The 16,059-nt window shown below is 47.4% G+C and carries 15 protein-coding genes and 1 tRNA gene; 14 read left to right on the top strand and 2 right to left on the bottom strand.

Annotation, left to right across the window (positions count from 1 at the left end; genetic code table 11):
- From ispC to CWI81_RS02325, 10 genes are all read left to right on the top strand, one after another.
- Entirely contained in the window at window positions 1-1,194 is a 1,194-nt protein-coding gene (gene ispC, locus CWI81_RS02280) for a 1-deoxy-D-xylulose-5-phosphate reductoisomerase (protein ID WP_126783609.1), read from the top strand.
- Complete coding sequence (gene rseP / locus CWI81_RS02285; protein ID WP_126783610.1) at window positions 1,187-2,542, top strand: sigma E protease regulator RseP; 1,356 nt, start codon at window positions 1,187-1,189, stop codon at window positions 2,540-2,542. Before ispC ends, rseP begins: the two co-directional genes overlap by 8 nt.
- A gap of 30 nt (window positions 2,543-2,572) precedes the next feature.
- Window positions 2,573-5,056, top strand: a complete 2,484-nt coding sequence (gene bamA, locus CWI81_RS02290) for an outer membrane protein assembly factor BamA (RefSeq protein ID WP_126783611.1) — start codon at window positions 2,573-2,575, stop codon at window positions 5,054-5,056.
- 52 nt (window positions 5,057-5,108) lie between these two features.
- Window positions 5,109-5,624 carry an OmpH/Skp family outer membrane protein gene (locus CWI81_RS02295; RefSeq protein ID WP_126783612.1) on the top strand — a complete coding sequence of 172 codons (516 nt, stop codon included), beginning with the start codon at window positions 5,109-5,111 and terminating at the stop codon, window positions 5,622-5,624.
- 3 nt (window positions 5,625-5,627) lie between these two features.
- Window positions 5,628-6,656, top strand: a complete 1,029-nt coding sequence (gene lpxD / locus CWI81_RS02300) for a UDP-3-O-(3-hydroxymyristoyl)glucosamine N-acyltransferase (RefSeq protein WP_126783613.1) — start codon at window positions 5,628-5,630, stop codon at window positions 6,654-6,656.
- 12 nt (window positions 6,657-6,668) lie between these two features.
- On the top strand, window positions 6,669-7,124 hold the full coding sequence (gene fabZ / locus CWI81_RS02305) for a 3-hydroxyacyl-ACP dehydratase FabZ (RefSeq protein ID WP_126783614.1): 456 nt from the start codon (window positions 6,669-6,671) through the stop codon (window positions 7,122-7,124).
- Window positions 7,124-7,891 (top strand): acyl-ACP--UDP-N-acetylglucosamine O-acyltransferase, encoded by a 768-nt coding sequence (gene lpxA, locus CWI81_RS02310; RefSeq protein WP_126783615.1) that lies wholly within the window; start codon window positions 7,124-7,126, stop codon window positions 7,889-7,891. The genes fabZ and lpxA overlap by 1 nt, the downstream gene beginning before the upstream one ends.
- A gap of 17 nt (window positions 7,892-7,908) precedes the next feature.
- Window positions 7,909-9,063 (top strand): lipid-A-disaccharide synthase, encoded by a 1,155-nt coding sequence (gene lpxB, locus CWI81_RS02315; protein ID WP_126783616.1) that lies wholly within the window; start codon window positions 7,909-7,911, stop codon window positions 9,061-9,063.
- A gap of 79 nt (window positions 9,064-9,142) precedes the next feature.
- Entirely contained in the window at window positions 9,143-10,078 is a 936-nt protein-coding gene (locus CWI81_RS02320) for a glutathione S-transferase family protein (protein ID WP_126783617.1), read from the top strand.
- A gap of 12 nt (window positions 10,079-10,090) precedes the next feature.
- On the top strand, window positions 10,091-10,933 hold the full coding sequence (locus tag CWI81_RS02325) for a pirin family protein (RefSeq protein WP_126783618.1): 843 nt from the start codon (window positions 10,091-10,093) through the stop codon (window positions 10,931-10,933).
- Here CWI81_RS02325 and CWI81_RS02330 read toward each other — a convergent pair.
- The gene (locus CWI81_RS02330; protein WP_126783619.1) at window positions 10,925-12,568 is read right to left on the bottom strand and encodes a tetratricopeptide repeat-containing response regulator; all 1,644 of its coding nucleotides are present in this window, start codon (window positions 12,566-12,568) and stop codon (window positions 10,925-10,927) included. The two genes, CWI81_RS02325 and CWI81_RS02330, sit on opposite strands and share 9 nt — an antisense overlap.
- 140 nt (window positions 12,569-12,708) lie before the next feature.
- Here CWI81_RS02330 and CWI81_RS02335 point away from each other — a divergent pair, with 140 nt between their 5' ends.
- Window positions 12,709-13,695, top strand: a complete 987-nt coding sequence (locus CWI81_RS02335) for an NAD(P)H-quinone oxidoreductase (protein WP_126783620.1) — start codon at window positions 12,709-12,711, stop codon at window positions 13,693-13,695.
- A gap of 6 nt (window positions 13,696-13,701) precedes the next feature.
- On the opposite strand, the gene CWI81_RS02340 is transcribed toward CWI81_RS02335, so the two are convergent.
- A tRNA-Tyr gene (locus CWI81_RS02340) sits at window positions 13,702-13,786 on the bottom strand.
- Window positions 13,787-13,902: 116 nt separating this feature from the next.
- Here CWI81_RS02340 and CWI81_RS02345 point away from each other — a divergent pair.
- Genes CWI81_RS02345 through dsbC form a run of 3 tightly spaced genes read left to right on the top strand, consistent with a single transcriptional unit; the run spans window position 13,903 to window position 16,058 of the window.
- Window positions 13,903-14,382 carry a VC2046/SO_2500 family protein gene (locus CWI81_RS02345; RefSeq protein WP_126783621.1) on the top strand — a complete coding sequence of 160 codons (480 nt, stop codon included), beginning with the start codon at window positions 13,903-13,905 and terminating at the stop codon, window positions 14,380-14,382.
- Between the two features lie 45 nt (window positions 14,383-14,427).
- On the top strand, window positions 14,428-15,330 hold the full coding sequence (gene xerD, locus CWI81_RS02350; RefSeq protein ID WP_126783622.1) for a site-specific tyrosine recombinase XerD: 903 nt from the start codon (window positions 14,428-14,430) through the stop codon (window positions 15,328-15,330).
- A gap of 11 nt (window positions 15,331-15,341) precedes the next feature.
- Window positions 15,342-16,058, top strand: a complete 717-nt coding sequence (gene dsbC / locus CWI81_RS02355; RefSeq protein ID WP_126783623.1) for a bifunctional protein-disulfide isomerase/oxidoreductase DsbC — start codon at window positions 15,342-15,344, stop codon at window positions 16,056-16,058.
- Window position 16,059 lies beyond the last annotated feature (1 nt).

Below are 16,059 nucleotides of genomic sequence, written 5' to 3' on the forward strand. Positions count from 1 at the left end.
ATGCGCAGTATAACGGTATTAGGGGCAACTGGCTCCATTGGTCAGAATACGCTGGATGTTATTCGGCAGCACCCGCAACGTTTTCAGGTGTTTGCTTTAACGGCAATGTCACAAGTTGAACCGTTGGCGCAATTGTGCCTGGAATTTAAACCGCAAGTGGCGGTAGTAGGCAGTGCAGAAGCTGCCAAGCAGTTACAAGCCCTGTTACAAGGCCAGACCATAGAGATTTTATACGGCCCTGAAGCGTTGTCGCAGGTGAGTTCAGCGAGCGAGGTTGAGCTGGTGATGGCTGCGATTGTCGGAGCTGCTGGTTTAGCGCCAACGCTGGCGGCCGTTGATGCGGGGAAAACAGTACTGCTGGCGAATAAAGAAGCATTGGTTGTCAGTGGCCAGCTATTTATTGAGCATGCGCGTAACAGTGGCGCTCAAATTTTACCTGTTGATAGCGAGCACAATGCGATCTTCCAGTGTTTACCGGAAAGTGCACAACAACAAGTTGGCTCCATGCAGCTGGCTGAACATGGTGTTAATAATATTTTGCTGACCGGCTCTGGAGGACCATTCAGAGAACTTCCGGTAGAGCAGTTAGCGCGGCAAACCCCCGAAGCCGCCTGTAACCACCCGAACTGGTCGATGGGGCGTAAGATATCGGTCGATTCGGCGACGATGCTGAACAAAGGCTTAGAGTACATCGAAGCGCGCTGGCTGTTTAATTGTTCTCCTGAGCAGCTAAAAATAGTGATACACCCTCAAAGTGTTATTCATTCGATGGTGCAATATACGGATGGTTCGGTATTAGCACAGATGGGTCAGCCTGATATGCGCACCCCCATTGCGCACACCTTAGGTTTTCCGCAACGGTTAAGCAGCGGTGTTGAACCGTTAGATTTTTCGAAAGTGAGCGAACTGAACTTTTCGCAACCGGATGCTAAGCGTTATCCGTGCTTGCAGTTAGCAATAGATTGTTGTTGGGAAGGACAGAGTGCAACCACCAGCCTGAATGCGGCCAACGAAGTTGCTGTTGCTGCTTTTCTTAATCAACAAATAGGCTTTACCCAAATCGCCGAAGTCTGTGACCAGGTGTTACAGCGCAGCGCAACACAACCGGTGTCGTCAATCAATGAATTGATGGAGCTGGACAATAACGCGCGGCAGTTAGCGGCGCAGGTAGTAAGGACGGTGGCGAATGTTTGATTTAATAGGGTATGTGGCGTCATTCGCAGTCACTCTGGGGATTTTAGTTGCATTTCACGAGTTTGGTCACTTTTGGGTGGCACGGCGTTGTGGCGTAAAAGTACTGACTTACTCAGTTGGCTTTGGAAAGCCAATCTGGTCCCGTGTTGCTAAAGACGGAACGCAATATCAGGTGGGTATTATTCCGCTTGGTGGTTATGTGCGAATGTTGGATGAACGCGTTGATGATGTTCCGCCCGAACAAAAATCGGTGTCATTTAATGCGCAGTCAGTTTATAAAAGGTTTGCAATTGTAGCGGCGGGGCCACTTGCTAACTTTGTGTTAGCTGTGGTGGTGTTGTGGCTGATGTTTGGTATTGGCGTACCAACGGTAAAACCTATTATTGGCGGTGTTCAGCCAGGCTCGATAGCTGCTCAGGCTGACCTTCAGCGCGGCAGCGAAATTATTGAAGTGGGCCGGGTTGATGCGTATGACTGGCAACAGGTGCAGTTAGGCTTAATGTCGGCAATTGGCAATGACCAAGTGACGATAACCGTTAAGTCTTCGAGTGGACAGTTGCAACAAAAGCAGCTCGACGTTAGCGACTGGCAGTTTGATCCAGAAAAGCAATCGACCTTCGAAAGCTTAGGCATTAAAGTATATCAGCCTGATGTATATACCGAGTTAGCAGAGGTAATGGACGATTCGCCAGCGTCGCAGGCCGGCTTAAAAACGGGTGATAAAATCAATGCCGCGAACGGTGAGCCGATTGATAGTTGGCAACAACTGACCGAACAAATCAGGCAGTCACCCGGCAAGTTGTTAGAGCTGAGCGTAGAACGAAATGGCCAGGCGCAACAAATTTCCGTGATCCCCGGGGAACGGGAAAGTGCTTCTGGTGTCATAGGTTATCTTGGCGTGGTGCCGAAGACCGAACCACTGCCTGAGGGTTATGTATTTAACCATCAATATGGTATTGTCGGCGGCTTTATAAAAGGTACGCAGCAAACCTGGAACTTGATGGTTGTCAGTGTACAGATGATAGGTAAGTTATTAACCGGGGACGTGTCGGTTAAAAATTTAGCCGGACCACTGAGTATTGCGGAAGGTGCCGGTGTTAGCGCGGGTAACGGCTTTGTTTACTTTCTTAGTTTCTTAGCGCTACTCAGTGTCAATTTAGGGATAATAAATCTGTTGCCATTGCCAGTGCTTGATGGCGGTCACTTGGCGTTCTTTACGCTGGAGTGGGTGCGTGGCAAGCCGGTTTCAGAAAAAGTGCAAGATGTTTGCTATCGAGTTGGCGCGGCTTTAGTGTTCGCGTTAATGGTCATTGCCATCAGTAATGACATCATGCGGTATGCATTCTGATTTAGAATCAACAATAAGTAGCTATTGATAATGACGTTTAAAAAGCTGTTAGTAAGTGCCATGGTGGCGGCGGCGGTATCACCGGCGTATGCCCAGGACGATTTTGTTGTCGACAATATTGAAGTCAGAGGTCTACAGCGTGTTGCCTTGGGGGCAGCGTTAACGTACATCCCCGTTCGAGTGGGTGATGACATTAGCGAACTACAAATACGTAGCGCTATAAAATCGCTGTATTCATCGACACACTTTGATTACATCGAGGCACAAAGAAAAGACAATACGCTTATTTTTCAGGTTAGTGAGCGGCCAACTATTGCTGATATTACCTTCGAAGGTAATAACGATATTAAGGACGAGCAGTTGGAAACCAGCTTGCAAGACAACAATATTGTCGCCGGTGAGCCGTTAGATCGCACAACCATCTCAGGCATTGAGAAAGGCCTCGAGGATTTCTTCCACAGTGTTGGTAAGTACAACGCTAAGGTTGAAGTTGAAGTGATCGAGCTTCCCCGTAACCGGGTAGAACTGCAGATGAACTTCGACGAAGGTGAAGCGGCCGAAATTGCGCAAATCAATATTGTTGGTAATAAAGCCTACCCGGACGAACTCTTGCTGGATACTTTCGAGCTGCGTGATTCACTGCCTTGGTGGAACTTCATCAGCAAGAAGAAGTATCAAAAAGAGCAGCTAAGTGGTGATTTGGAAACATTGGAGTCGTTTTATCGCGATCGCGGCTACTTGCAGTTTTCAATTGACTCTGTGCAAGTATCCATGACCCCGGACCGAGAAGGCATTTATATTACTGTTAATGTCGACGAAGGCGAAAAATATCGTGTCAGCGGTACTGATGTCATCGGCGACCTAAAAGGTCATGGGGATATTGTTAAGCAAATTGCGACCATTAAAGAAGGTACGCTCTATAACGCCGCTCAGGTTACCTATATTGAAGAGGCGCTAGGACGTTTTTATGGTCGCTATGGTTATGCCTATCCAGAGGTTCGGGCAATACCAGAGCGTAATGATGACGACAAAACCGTTAAATTAACTTTCTCGATAGAACCGGGTAAACGGGTTTACGTTAGACGGATTAGTTTTGAAGGGAACAGCCTTACTCAGGATCGCGTATTGCGCCGGGAAATGCGCCAGTTAGAAGGTGCGTGGCTATCGGATAGTAAAATAGAACAAGGTAAAGTGCGACTTGAGCGGCTTGGCTTTTTTGAGACGGTAGAAACGTCAACAGAAAAAGTTAATGGTCAGGAAGACCAGGTTGATATTACCTATAAAGTCAAAGAACAACCGTCAGGCTCTTTCAATGCCGGTATTGGTTATGGCGACTATTCTGGACTGCAGTTAAACGCAGGCGTGCAGCAGGATAACTTCTTAGGCACAGGTAACCGTGCCGGTATTAATGTCTCATCCAGCCGTTTTAATAAGAACTTTAGTCTGTCGTATACTGACCCTTACTTCACCATCAATGGTGTTAGCTTATCCGGACAAGTGTATTTGACTGAGTTTGATGCTGGCCGCGCTGAGAACTTGATCCGCTATAATCAGAAAACCTATGGGGCATCATCAAGTATTGGATTCCCTGTCGACGAAATTAATAGCTTTAACTTTGGTATCGGTTATAAAAAACAAGAAGTAAGCAACGTCGATGGCTATGAACAGATAAGAAAATTCTACTCAGCCTTCTTAAACCGAGACAACCCTGATGAAGGTGTTGGTTTCGATATATACGAGTTTAATGCAGGCTGGCGGCGAGTCACTTTAAACCGTGGTAGGTTCCCGACATCGGGCTCCTCACAACGCGCGTCCATTGAGTTATCGGCACCGTTTAGCGATATTCAGTATTTTCGTGCAAACTATGATTTTAAATACTATTTGCCGCTAACGGATGATGAGCAATGGTCTGTTTTGACTCGCTTTAATATAGGCTACGGTAACGGCTATGGGGAAGATGATAACGGCAATGATTATCTAATGCCGTTTTGGGAGTCATTCCGGGTTGGTGGTCAAGGTGATTTACGCGGTTTTGAAGCTAACACCGTAGGTCCCCGTGCAATCTATAGCTCTGCCGGTCAAATTGGTGGCCCACCGAATCCATCCGGCTTACCTAGTGGGTATCCAGAAGGACAGGGTGCTGAACGAGTACAAGTGAGTCAGTACGCCGTAGGCGGTAATGCCAAAATGGTAGGCGGAATCGAGCTGATCGTACCAACACCGTTTGTTGATGAAGGAATGAGAAACAGTATAAGAACCAGCGTGTTTGTCGATGTTGGCACGGTGTGGGATACTGAATTCGATTACGATCGTTATAAAAACCTGGAAGTCGTTGGTAATAGCCAACCGTTATCAGATTATAGTGATCCCGGCGAATTCCGAGCCTCGGCTGGGGTATCGGTGCAATGGATTTCACCAATGGGTCCATTGACGTTCTCATTAGGGCGTGCGTTAAAAGAAGTTGAAGGTGATGAGACCCAGGTGTTCTCGTTCAATATTGGTACAACTTTCTGATAAACTTACTTAGCAGACAGTTACAGAAATTTAGAATTAACAGGAGTTAACTTTGAAAACTTTATTAAAAACAACGGCAACAGCGATTGCACTTTCGACAACTTTATTCGCTGGTGCAGCTCAGGCACAACAAAAAATCGGCGTGGTTGATATGATGTCTGTTTTTCAGCAAATTCCACAGCGTGAACAGATCTCTCAGCAATTACAGAGCGAGTTTCAGGAACGTTTTGACGAATTGCGCCAAATGGAACAAAAAGTTCAAGAGTTACGCCAGAAACAAGAGCGTGATGCATCGATCATGTCTGAAGCGGAAAAGACCCAACTGAAACGTGAATTAGAACAACTGATGTCAGAAGCTCAGTTAAAAAATAAAGCACTGCAGGAAGACACTCGTCGTCGTCAGCAAGAAGAGCGCAACCAGCTAATGGGTAAAGTTAGCCAGGCAATTGATGTGGTTGCTGAAGAAGAAGGCTACGATCTTGTCTTAGAGAGCAATTCAGTGGTCTTTATGAAAGCAAATAATGACCTTTCTGACGAAGTTGTTGCTGAAATGTCATCAGGAAACTAATGAATGGCTGAGTATTCGTTACAGCAGTTAGCCGATCATGTTGGTGGTGAGGTTCGCGGTGACGCGAACCTCATTATTAATGGGGTTGGCACGTTACAATCAGCACAACCTAAGCAAATTGCTTTTTTGGCAAACAGCCGCTATACCAATCAGTTAGCTAGCAGTAACGCGGGTGCTTTTTTGTTATCACCAAAAGATGCTAATGAAAACGACGTTGCTAATTCGATTGTTATTACTAACCCCTATGCGGCGTTTGCCAAAGTGGCACAGCTGTTAGATACCACCCCAGCCCCGGCAACGGGAATAGCCTCTACGGCCAAAGTGTCCGAGCAAGCGACGCTGGGGAAAAACGTTAGCTTAGGCGATTATGTGGTTATCGAAGCGGGTGCCGTTATTGGCGACAATGTCAGTGTCGGTGCGCATAGCCATATTGGTCCTGAAGCTGTGATTGGCTCGGACACACGAGTTTGGTCAGGGGTACATATTTATCATCGGTGCCAAATCGGGTCTCGTTGCACTATTCACTCGGGAGCCGTTATTGGAGCCGATGGTTTTGGCTGGGCACCAGAAGACGGGAAGTGGCTAAAGATACCGCAAATTGGTACCGTTATTATCGGTGACCAAGTTGAAATTGGTGCCAGTACCACCGTTGATCGTGGAGCTTTGGACGATACAGTCATCAGTGCGGGTTGTATTATCGATAATCAGTGCCAAATTGCACATAATGTGTTTATTGATGAAGACACCGCAATTGCCGGTTGTACAGTGCTGGCTGGCAGTTGCCGCATTGGCAAACGTTGTATGATAGGTGGTGCGTCAGCCATCAATGGACATATTAGTATTTGTGATGACGTACAGATTATGGGCTTTGCGATGGTCATAAAAGAGATCACGGAGCCAGGTATTTATGCGTCCGGCATACCAGCCGCGAGCCACCGCGAATGGCGAAAAAATGGCGCTCGTTTCCGCCAATTAGATGATTTGTTTAAGCGTGTTAAGTCGCTAGAAAAGCAAGCAGACGATAAAGAGTAACTTGGAGTTATTGTGAAAGCCACGGATTCTGGATTCGATATTCAAGGTGTATTGGACTTGTTGCCGCACCGTTACCCATTTTTATTAATTGATCGCGTCATAGAGTGCGACTCGAAAGAGTCTATCCACGCGATTAAAAATGTCAGCTTTAATGAGCCGATGTTTAATGGCCATTTCCCGGGTAAGCCCATTTTCCCTGGTGTTTTGTTGCTAGAGGGACTGGCCCAGGCGGCCGGGTTGCTAGGGTTTAAAATTACTCAGCAAAAATCTGCTGCCAACGACTTATACTTATTTGCCGGTATTGATAAAGCGCGTTTTAAACGGCAAGTGGTTCCCGGTGATACCATTCACTTCCATGTTCGCTTTGAAAAAGAGCGACGCGGTATCTGGAAGTTTACTGGCACTGCCGAAGTAGAAGGTGAAGTTGCAGCTACTGCCGATATTATTTGCGCAAGAAGGGAAGTTTAGTGATTCACGAGTCTGCAATAGTCGACCCCAGTGCAACCATTGGTAATAATGTCAGTGTGGGTCCCTGGACCATTATTGGTCCGGACGTGGTCATTGGTGATAACTGTGATATCCGCTCGCATGTAGTGATTAAAGGCCCCACAGTAATTGGTGATAATAACGTTATTTATCAGTTTGCTTCGGTGGGTGAAGACTGTCAGGACAAGAAGTACGCGGGGGAGCCTACTCGCCTTGTTATTGGCAATAATAACGTTATTCGTGAGTCGGTAACTATTCACCGTGGTACGGTCCAGGATCAAAGCCTAACTCAGTTGGGCGATAACAATCTGTTGATGGCGTATGTGCATGTTGCGCATGACTGCGTTATTGGTAACGACAATATTCTAGCCAATCAAGTGACTCTAGCGGGTCATGTGCATGTTGGAGACCAGGTTATTTTAGGTGGCATGACCGGAGTGCACCAATTTTGTCACATAGGCTCACACAGTTTTACCGCGGTAAATTCCATTGTGGTGCAAGATATTCCTCCGTTTGTAATGGCTCAGGGTCATAACGCAAAACCTCGCACAATTAACGCCGAGGGGCTTAAACGCCGGGGCTTTGAACCAGAGCAGATACAGAATATTCGCCGCGCTTATAAAATACTGTACCGTTCAAGTTTAACCATTGAAGAGTCGCTGGAAAAAATTAACGCGTTGCAAGAGCCCGTCCTTGATGACTTCTGTCAATTTGTACAGAACAGTCAACGCGGTATTATCCGCCCCTAAGCAAATACAGCATATCCATGAACAGTTCGAAGAGTTTGACAGTTGCGATAGTCGCTGGAGAGCATTCCGGCGATTTACTCGGCGCTGGGCTAATGAGATCCATTAAGCAACAATACCAGGGTGATGTGCAGTTTATTGGCGTCGGTGGCCCATTGATGCAAGAACAGGGGCTGGCGTCCTTTTTTCCAATGGACGACTTAGCCATTATGGGCATCGCCGAAGTGGTTAAGCATCTACCTAAGTTATTAAAACATCGTCGTCAGCTTGTCGCTTACCTAAAACAGCAACAACCTGATGTTATGGTCGGAATTGATGCGCCGGACTTTAATCTAACCGTAGAAAAACGACTGCGGAAAGCTGGAATTAAGACAGTTCATTATGTTAGTCCGTCGGTTTGGGCCTGGCGCGAGGGTCGCATCAAAGGCATAAAAAAAGCGGTCGATCACATGCTTTGCCTGTTACCGTTCGAAAAACAGTTTTATGACAAACACCATCTGGATGCTACGTTCGTTGGCCATCCGCTGGCCGACGAAATTTCGGGGGAGTGGTCTAAAACGGCCGCGCGGAACGAACTTAATTTGGCTACTGACAAAATGTATTTGGGGCTGTTGCCGGGCAGTCGAGCTGGTGAAATTGAACGTATGGCACCGTTATTTTTGCATGTTGCCGCTCAATTGCAACACGATAACAATAATTTATCGATTGTAGCGCCTATGGTCAGTCAAGCTCGCGCCGATCAATTTATCGCCATTCAACAACGTTGTTGTCCAGAATTAGATATTACCGTCAAAGTCGGGCAGAGTCGGCAGACTATGGCTGCCTCAGACTATTTGTTGTTAACCTCCGGTACCGTTGCTTTAGAAGCAATGCTGATAAGTCGGCCGATGGTAGTAGCCTATAAGTTTAACTGGTTGAGTTATCAGTTGATTAAGCGATTGTTTAAAGCACCATTTTTTTCCTTACCCAATTTACTCGCTGGTGACAAAATAGTTCCTGAGTTGGCCCAGGATGAAGCCAATGCAAACCAGTTACAGCAGCAACTGCAGCGTTTGATCGACGAAGATAACAAACCGTTGTTAGAGCGTTTTCGAGCACTCCACCAACAACTAAAAGTTGATGCGAGCGAGCGTGGAGCTGCCGCTGTACTGTCTTTAGTAAGTTCGGAAAAATAGGACGAAAAACCAAAAAATCTTCGCTCTTTATTTTCCTTAATTAGGCTTATGCTTTAATAGGTCTAAATGAGGAGGTTTTATGGGTTTATTAGTTGACGGTGAGTGGCACGATAAGTGGTACGACACAGAAAAACACGGCGGTCGTTTTGTTCGTAGCGAGTCGCAATTCCGTAACCAGATAACCGCTGACGGTGACTTTCCACCGGAATCAGGGCGCTATCACCTCTATGTTTCATATGCCTGCCCATGGGCTCATAGAGCACTTATTTTCCGAAAGCTAAAGTCTCTTGAAGAACACATCGATGTGTCTGTGGTACATCCCCTGATGTTAGAAAATGGCTGGGAATTTGGTGATGCGCCGCTTAACGATCCGCTGTATCAGAATGACTTTATGTATCAACTTTACCTGCAAGCCGATAAAAACTACTCCGGTCGCGTCACAGTGCCGGTGTTATGGGACAAAAAGCAGGGCACCATCGTTAATAACGAGTCGGCCGATATTATCCGAATTTTTAATTCGGCATTTAACGAGCTAACCGGTAACGACGACGACTACTACCCTGATGACTTGCAGCAACACATTGATGAAGTCAACGACTGGGTTTACAACGACATCAACAATGGCGTTTATAAATGTGGCTTTGCGACCCAGCAGGATGCCTACGAAGAGGCGTTTGAGGCGTTATTTTCAGCGTTGAATCGGGTTGAAAAAATATTAGAGCAGCAGCCCTTTTTGGCCGGTGAGCGTCTAACTGAAGCGGATTGGCGTCTGTTTACCACGTTAGTTCGATTTGACGCGGTCTACTATGGTCACTTTAAGACGAATCAACAGCGGATTGTTGATTATCCGAATATGTGGCGCTACGTACGTCGCTTGTATCAGCATCCGGGAGTTGCCGAAACGGTGGTCATGGACCATATCAAAACTCATTATTATGGTAGCCACAAAACAATTAACCCGACGCAAATTGTGCCTGTCGGTCCCGATATCGACTTTTTGCAGCCAGTAGAGTAGGAGGAGGTTGTAATGCAAAACATCGTTCAAGGACGCTTCCGGGGAATTCCGGCGCAAGATGGTGCTGGCGTTAAATTAACCCGTGTTATTAACCAGCCTGGACTAAAACATCTGGATCCATTTTTAATGCTGGACGAGTTTCGTTCCGATGATCCAGACGATTATATCGCAGGCTTTCCACCGCATCCTCATCGTGGTTTTTGCACGCTTACCTATATGTTGGCTGGGCAAATGGAACACAAAGACTCCGTTGGCAATACCGGGCTGGTTGATGCAGGCGGCGTGCAGTGGATGAAGGCGGCCAAAGGGATTATTCACGCGGAAATGCCGAAACAGGAACAGGGACTGATGTGGGGCTTTCAGCTGTGGGTTAACTTACCCGCAGAAGAAAAGTTATCAGAGCCTGAGTGGCACGATTACCCGAGCACGACCATACCAGAAGTTTCTCAGGGCAACAGCTTGGTGCGTGTTATTGCCGGCGATTACCAGCAGCAAAGCGGGCCGGTGAACGCCAAAGGAAGAGATTTCCTGATGTTGGACTGCAAGCTACAAGCTGGCGATGAGGTCTCGGTTGCAGCAGGCACGCAGACCCAAAGGGTGGCTTATTGTTATCAGGGCTCGGCAACTATTAATGGCGAATCTGTCGCGCAAGGCGAGTTGGTGCATTTGGCAGCTGGGGTGGCATTATCGCTGGAGAGCAGCGATAGCGCAGGTTTAATTATTCTGGCCGCCGATCCGATTGAAGAGCCAATTGCTCAGTACGGCCCCTTTGTAATGAATAACTCGACAGAAATTGAGCAAGCAATCCGCGACTATCAGGCGGGCACCCTGGCAGCCAATCAAAAGTTAACGTAGGCCAAGTGAGGCGGTTTGTTCGAATAAGTAATCGTAGCGACGCTGGTGGCTGTCTGACAATGGCAGTCCTTCCAGCGTCTTGAAGCAACTGGCGCATTCTTTGCGAAGCAGCTCGAGTTCCACCTTGCCAGTATTTTGGCAATAGCTAATAGCCGTTTGAATAAAGTTTAATGCGGCGCCGCTATTCAGTGGCGCCAGATGTTGAGCTTCTCTAAACGTCTGCAGAGCCTCTTTGTATCGGTGTTGCTCATATAAATGAATACCTTGTTGGTGGACATCACGAAACGCTGATTCTGTTTTCTTGGCCAGTTCGCGCCGCTCGCTAAGCAGCTTTTGCGTATAGCTATCCAGTTTTTCGGCGTTTTCTGCATCTCCGGCCAGTTCGTTGGCTTTTTCGAATTCACCCAGATCTAATAGCACCACAATGACATCGGCCAGTAATTCGGTTGGGATTGGCTTTTCCGAGGCAAGTTCTTCGCCCACGGCGCGGTTAATTGACTGTTGCGCTTCCCGCAGTCGGCCATTATACGCATCAATGCGTGACACTAGTACTGATTCAATAGTCTCAAACGGCAGTTCGGAGTAGACCACATTTTCATCATACCGCGCACGTTGCAACTCCATAGTCGCTTCGGTTTGATATTTCGATATTTTTTGTCGGGAGTCTGCATGTTCTGCTGCATCAAGAATGGCGCGTAAATAATTGCAGAGATGCTGAACGTTTCGGAACACCGATGTACGGGCTATTTGCAGTACGTTATTCATTGCTTGTTTGGCGATTTCGAAATCACCATTGTCGCGTGCAATATTGGCCAACTGTGTTTGTCGTTCAATTGAAAATGGCGCCATCGCGATTGAGCTGCGAGCGCTTTCAAAGGCGTCCTGCAATTGCTCTAACAACAAGTAACACTGAGTTTTTAAGTCTTGCGCTTCGATAGCATTGGGCATCTTCTTTAATACGTTTTCAACAATTTCCAGAGCCTCGGACGGGCGTTTTTGAAGTAGCCGGGTCTCGGCCAGTTTCATTTGTACCCACGGTTGGGCACCTTGTTGTAAAACCTGTTTTATAGCGGCTTCTGCGTTGTCTAATTGATGGGTCTTATTAAACAGCTCAATTTGCAGTTTTTGACAGTAGCTGGAATAACGGCTTTGTGCGTTGATGTGCCGCTGACAGGCGTTAATACATTGCTCGTCATTGTTTTGATAGAGCTCTTTGAAGACATCTTTTAGCCACATCCGGCGTTTGTATGCACGGGCGAGGCGCGAGCGCAGCACCCGGTGTGAAAATGGTTTGGTCAAATAATCGTCGGGTTGCAGTTCCAGCGCACTGAGCACCATTGGCCGGGTATTATCGCCAGTTATTATAAAGAAAATAGTATCTTCTTTGAGTACGCCGCGATGCTTTAACTCTTCCAGAACTTGCCGGCCATTTTTACCGCGGCCAAGGTTATAGTCAACCAACATGATGTCAAAAGGTTTGCGAATGTAAGCAGCAATACCGGCTTCGCCGGTTCGTTTAGCCTCCACCTCCTTCGCACCCAAATTGATTAACAGCCCTTTTAGCATCACTTGGAATGCTTTTTGGTCTTCTATAATCAAGACACGTTTATCGGTAAGTTCAACGGAGTCACTCATTGTCGTAGTTACGCCATCCTTTGATTGTCGGTGCTCGTGCAAAAAGTTTCTTTCAAGATTAACAGCTTACTGCATCATGCTAAGCTAAACTACCGTATTAGTTGTTATCGGCAAAAATTTAGCGAACAACAGGATTGGTTATGCAAGCAGCGAAGATTGAACAGGGCAAGATTCAATGGGTCTCTGCCCAGCAGGAAGATCAGCAGCCAGGCCCCGGGCAAGTCACTATCCGTATTGGTTATGCTGGAGTAAACCGTGCTGACGTGATGCAAGTCGCGGGTGCTTACCCTCCACCTGAGGGGGCCTCAGAGATACCAGGCCTGGAATGTAGTGGTGTTATTACTGCAGTCGGAGAGCAAGTTAGTAACCTGCACGTAGGACAAAAAGTGGCTGCATTGTTAGCAGCTGGCGGTTATGCCGAGTCTGTTACTGTTAGTGCGCAACAGGTATTACCCGTACCCGCAGGTTGGCAGTTGCGACAAGCTGCCGGCTGGCTTGAGACATTTGCGACAGCTTATTTAAACGTATTCCAGTTGGGCCAACTTAGTTCGGCAGACCGCGTGTTTGCGCACGCGGGTGCCAGCGGTGTTGGCACATCATTGATTCAGCTGTGTAAAGAGCAGGGAAATCCCATTTATGTTGCGGTAGGCAGTGATGATAAGTGCCGTTTGTGCGAGCAACTAGGAGCGACACAGGCGTTCAACCGGCATCAGCAAGACTACGTGGAAACCTTAACAGGGCTGGGGAAAGTAGACGTGGTGTTAAACCCGGTGGCTGGTGATTCGGTGGCCCGTGACCAGCAGATTCTGAACGATGACGGTCGCATCATTATCATTGGTCTAATGGGTGCTCGTCAGGGAACAGTTGATTTTGGTCGGTTATTGGTAAAACGACAACGCATTATTGGTTCAACTCTGCGCGCTTTATCAGCGGCCCGTAAAGGCGATATTTTAACAGCGATGTGGCGTCAGTTTGGTGCAGCTTTTAGTGCCGGACGAGTAACACCTGTAATTGATAAAGAGTTTGATGCGCGTCAGGTAAATAAGGCATTAGACTATCTGCGCGATGACCGAAGTCAGGGTAAGGTGGTACTGAAAATTGCTGAACTGGAGAGCCAGCAGTATTAGAAAAAGTGGTGGAGGGAGCAGGATTCGAACCTGCGAAGGCTGAGCCGTCAGATTTACAGTCTGATCCCTTTGGCCACTCGGGAACCCCTCCATAAGAGGCGCGTATAATAGCAGTCTGACTGATGCTGTAAAGGGCAAAGCAGAAAAAGTTAATGTTTTTTGTGTCATGCCGATAACCGGAATAGGTTGGGGTTATTGGCGTGAGACATGGCAGAAGTTTCTTCAAGCAGTTCAGTATCAGCGTATCAGTTTTTTGATCAGCAGGCTGGTGATGCCCTAGGTCAGGGACACGGCGGAGAGTTTGCTTTGTGGTTAGCGGCCATGGGTGAGCAACCGGTAGTAGAACCTACGTCAACAGAAACCAATTGGCAGCGCACGATTGGAGCGGCTAAAGCAAGGCCACTGGGCTACAACGAAGCTTTTGCATTAAGCGCTGGTGTTTACCAAAGCAGTTCTCAATTAAGCGATTTTAAACTGCACGATGCGCTACATCCACAACCGTTAATCGCCAACAGCGATCCCCAGCGGTTGCCACTTGAGCTTATCGCCAATCTTGACTGGCAAACGTTGCAACGGCGGAAGCGACAAAAGCAACCACAAGAGTTGCCTAAACAGCGTCATGACCCTGCGCGACTTTATGATGTTTTGCAGCAGCTTGGGATAGAACCAAAGCAACAGCTCATGTAAGCTTAAGCTATCGATTAATAAGCGGCAGCGAAGCACAGATAATTTATGACGCAAGTCCACCCTGAGGACGACGAACATATAGATGCGTTTGTCGAGCACTTATGGCTACATCAAGGGGTCAGTTCCAATACCCAGGCTTCTTACCGCAGCGATCTGCGTCGTTACTGTGATTATCTGAGTGGTCAGAAATTACGACTACTGGAGACAACAGCAACTCATCTACAAGACTACTTGCTGTGGCGGCGAGCGCAAGGATTGTCACCACGCAGTACCTCACGTTTTTTAAGCGCAATGAAAAAATTTAGTCAGTTTGCAGTTAAGCAAGGCTGGCTGGCGGTAGACCCCACTGCGCGGCTTAAGCGACCAAAACTCCCGCAAAGTATTCCGCACTCGTTAAGTGAGCAGGATGTGGAAGCATTATTGGAGGCCCCCGACACAGATACTGAACTTGGTTTGCGCGACCGCACGATGCTAGAAGTTATCTACGCTAGTGGCTTAAGGGTTACCGAGCTTATCCGTTTGCAATATGATCAGGTTTCCGTGTCGCAGGGTCTGGTGCGCATTGTTGGTAAGGGCGATAAAGAGCGGTTGGTACCCCTAGGGCAGGAAGCTCTTGACTGGGTGCAGCAATACCTTAAAAATGGCCGGCCGTTACTCTCGAGTAAGCAGAGTCCATGGATTTTTATTACCCAACGCGGTACTTTATTGACCCGGCAGGCGTTTTGGTATCGTATTAAACACTATGCACAACAGGCAGGCATTAGAGCGCATTTGTCACCCCATACATTGCGCCATGCATTTGCGACACATTTATTAAATCATGGGGCCGATTTAAGAGTTCTGCAAATGTTGTTAGGTCATAGTGACTTATCAACCACACAAATATATACGCAAGTAGCGCGGGAACGGTTGCAGTCGCTGCATACAGAGCATCATCCGCGTGGTTAAAAGAGGTAATTATGAGAAGCAGTTTGATCAGTAGTTTATTATATGTGGCAAGCATGAGTGCAGGCCTGGGTGTTACAAACGCAGCGATAGCGCAAGAGGTAGACACTTCAAAGCTGGAAGCACTGGGTATTGTTGTGGACACCCTTGAAGAAACCTCGATTGACGGGCTTTATCAAATTACCTCTAACCAAGGGATTTTTTACGTGTCTGAGGATGGCACCCGCTTGATAGCAGGGAACATGTTTGATGTAACCAGCCGTGAACCGACCAATCTTACCGAGCAAGCTATGGCGGACGTGCGACGTGAGCAATTAAAACAGGTCGAAGACGAAATGATAGTGTATCCGTCATCGAAGGAAAAATATGAAATTACGGTATTTACCGATACGACTTGCGGCTACTGTCAGCGACTTCATGAAAATTTGGGGCAATACCTCGATAAAGGTATTACCGTTCGTTACCTGGCGTTTCCCCGTGGTGGGATTAACAGTAAGGGCGGCAAGCAGCTACAATCAGTATGGTGCGCTGATGATCCCGCAGATGCGCTAACAGCGGTTAAAGATGGTGACTTTGTTGATAGTCCAAGCTGTAATAACCCGGTAGAAAATCATTATCGTATGGGGCAGGCATTTGGCGTAACCGGAACACCGGCAATGGTGTTACCTGACGGGCGTTTGTTACCAGGACTGCGTACGGCTGATGCCTTGCTTGCTGAAATGAACAAATAAG

Origin of the sequence: Idiomarina seosinensis, assembly GCF_003987275.1 — a bacterium.
Taxonomy (GTDB): domain Bacteria; phylum Pseudomonadota; class Gammaproteobacteria; order Enterobacterales; family Alteromonadaceae; genus Idiomarina; species Idiomarina seosinensis.

Excerpts from the sequence above, each read along its gene's own strand:
- ispC (WP_126783609.1), top strand. The coding sequence starts at position 1 with ATGCGCAGTATAACGGTATTAGGGGCAACTGGCTCCATTGGTCAGAAT.
- rseP (WP_126783610.1), top strand. The coding sequence starts at position 1,187 with ATGTTTGATTTAATAGGGTATGTGGCGTCATTCGCAGTCACTCTGGGG.
- bamA (WP_126783611.1), top strand. The coding sequence starts at position 2,573 with ATGACGTTTAAAAAGCTGTTAGTAAGTGCCATGGTGGCGGCGGCGGTA.
- lpxD (WP_126783613.1), top strand. The coding sequence starts at position 5,628 with ATGGCTGAGTATTCGTTACAGCAGTTAGCCGATCATGTTGGTGGTGAG.
- lpxB (WP_126783616.1), top strand. The coding sequence starts at position 7,909 with ATGAACAGTTCGAAGAGTTTGACAGTTGCGATAGTCGCTGGAGAGCAT.
- CWI81_RS02320 (WP_126783617.1), top strand. The coding sequence starts at position 9,143 with ATGGGTTTATTAGTTGACGGTGAGTGGCACGATAAGTGGTACGACACA.
- CWI81_RS02325 (WP_126783618.1), top strand. The coding sequence starts at position 10,091 with ATGCAAAACATCGTTCAAGGACGCTTCCGGGGAATTCCGGCGCAAGAT.
- CWI81_RS02330 (WP_126783619.1), bottom strand. The coding sequence starts at position 12,568 with ATGAGTGACTCCGTTGAACTTACCGATAAACGTGTCTTGATTATAGAA.
- CWI81_RS02335 (WP_126783620.1), top strand. The coding sequence starts at position 12,709 with ATGCAAGCAGCGAAGATTGAACAGGGCAAGATTCAATGGGTCTCTGCC.
- CWI81_RS02345 (WP_126783621.1), top strand. The coding sequence starts at position 13,903 with ATGGCAGAAGTTTCTTCAAGCAGTTCAGTATCAGCGTATCAGTTTTTT.
- xerD (WP_126783622.1), top strand. The coding sequence starts at position 14,428 with ATGACGCAAGTCCACCCTGAGGACGACGAACATATAGATGCGTTTGTC.
- dsbC (WP_126783623.1), top strand. The coding sequence starts at position 15,342 with ATGAGAAGCAGTTTGATCAGTAGTTTATTATATGTGGCAAGCATGAGT.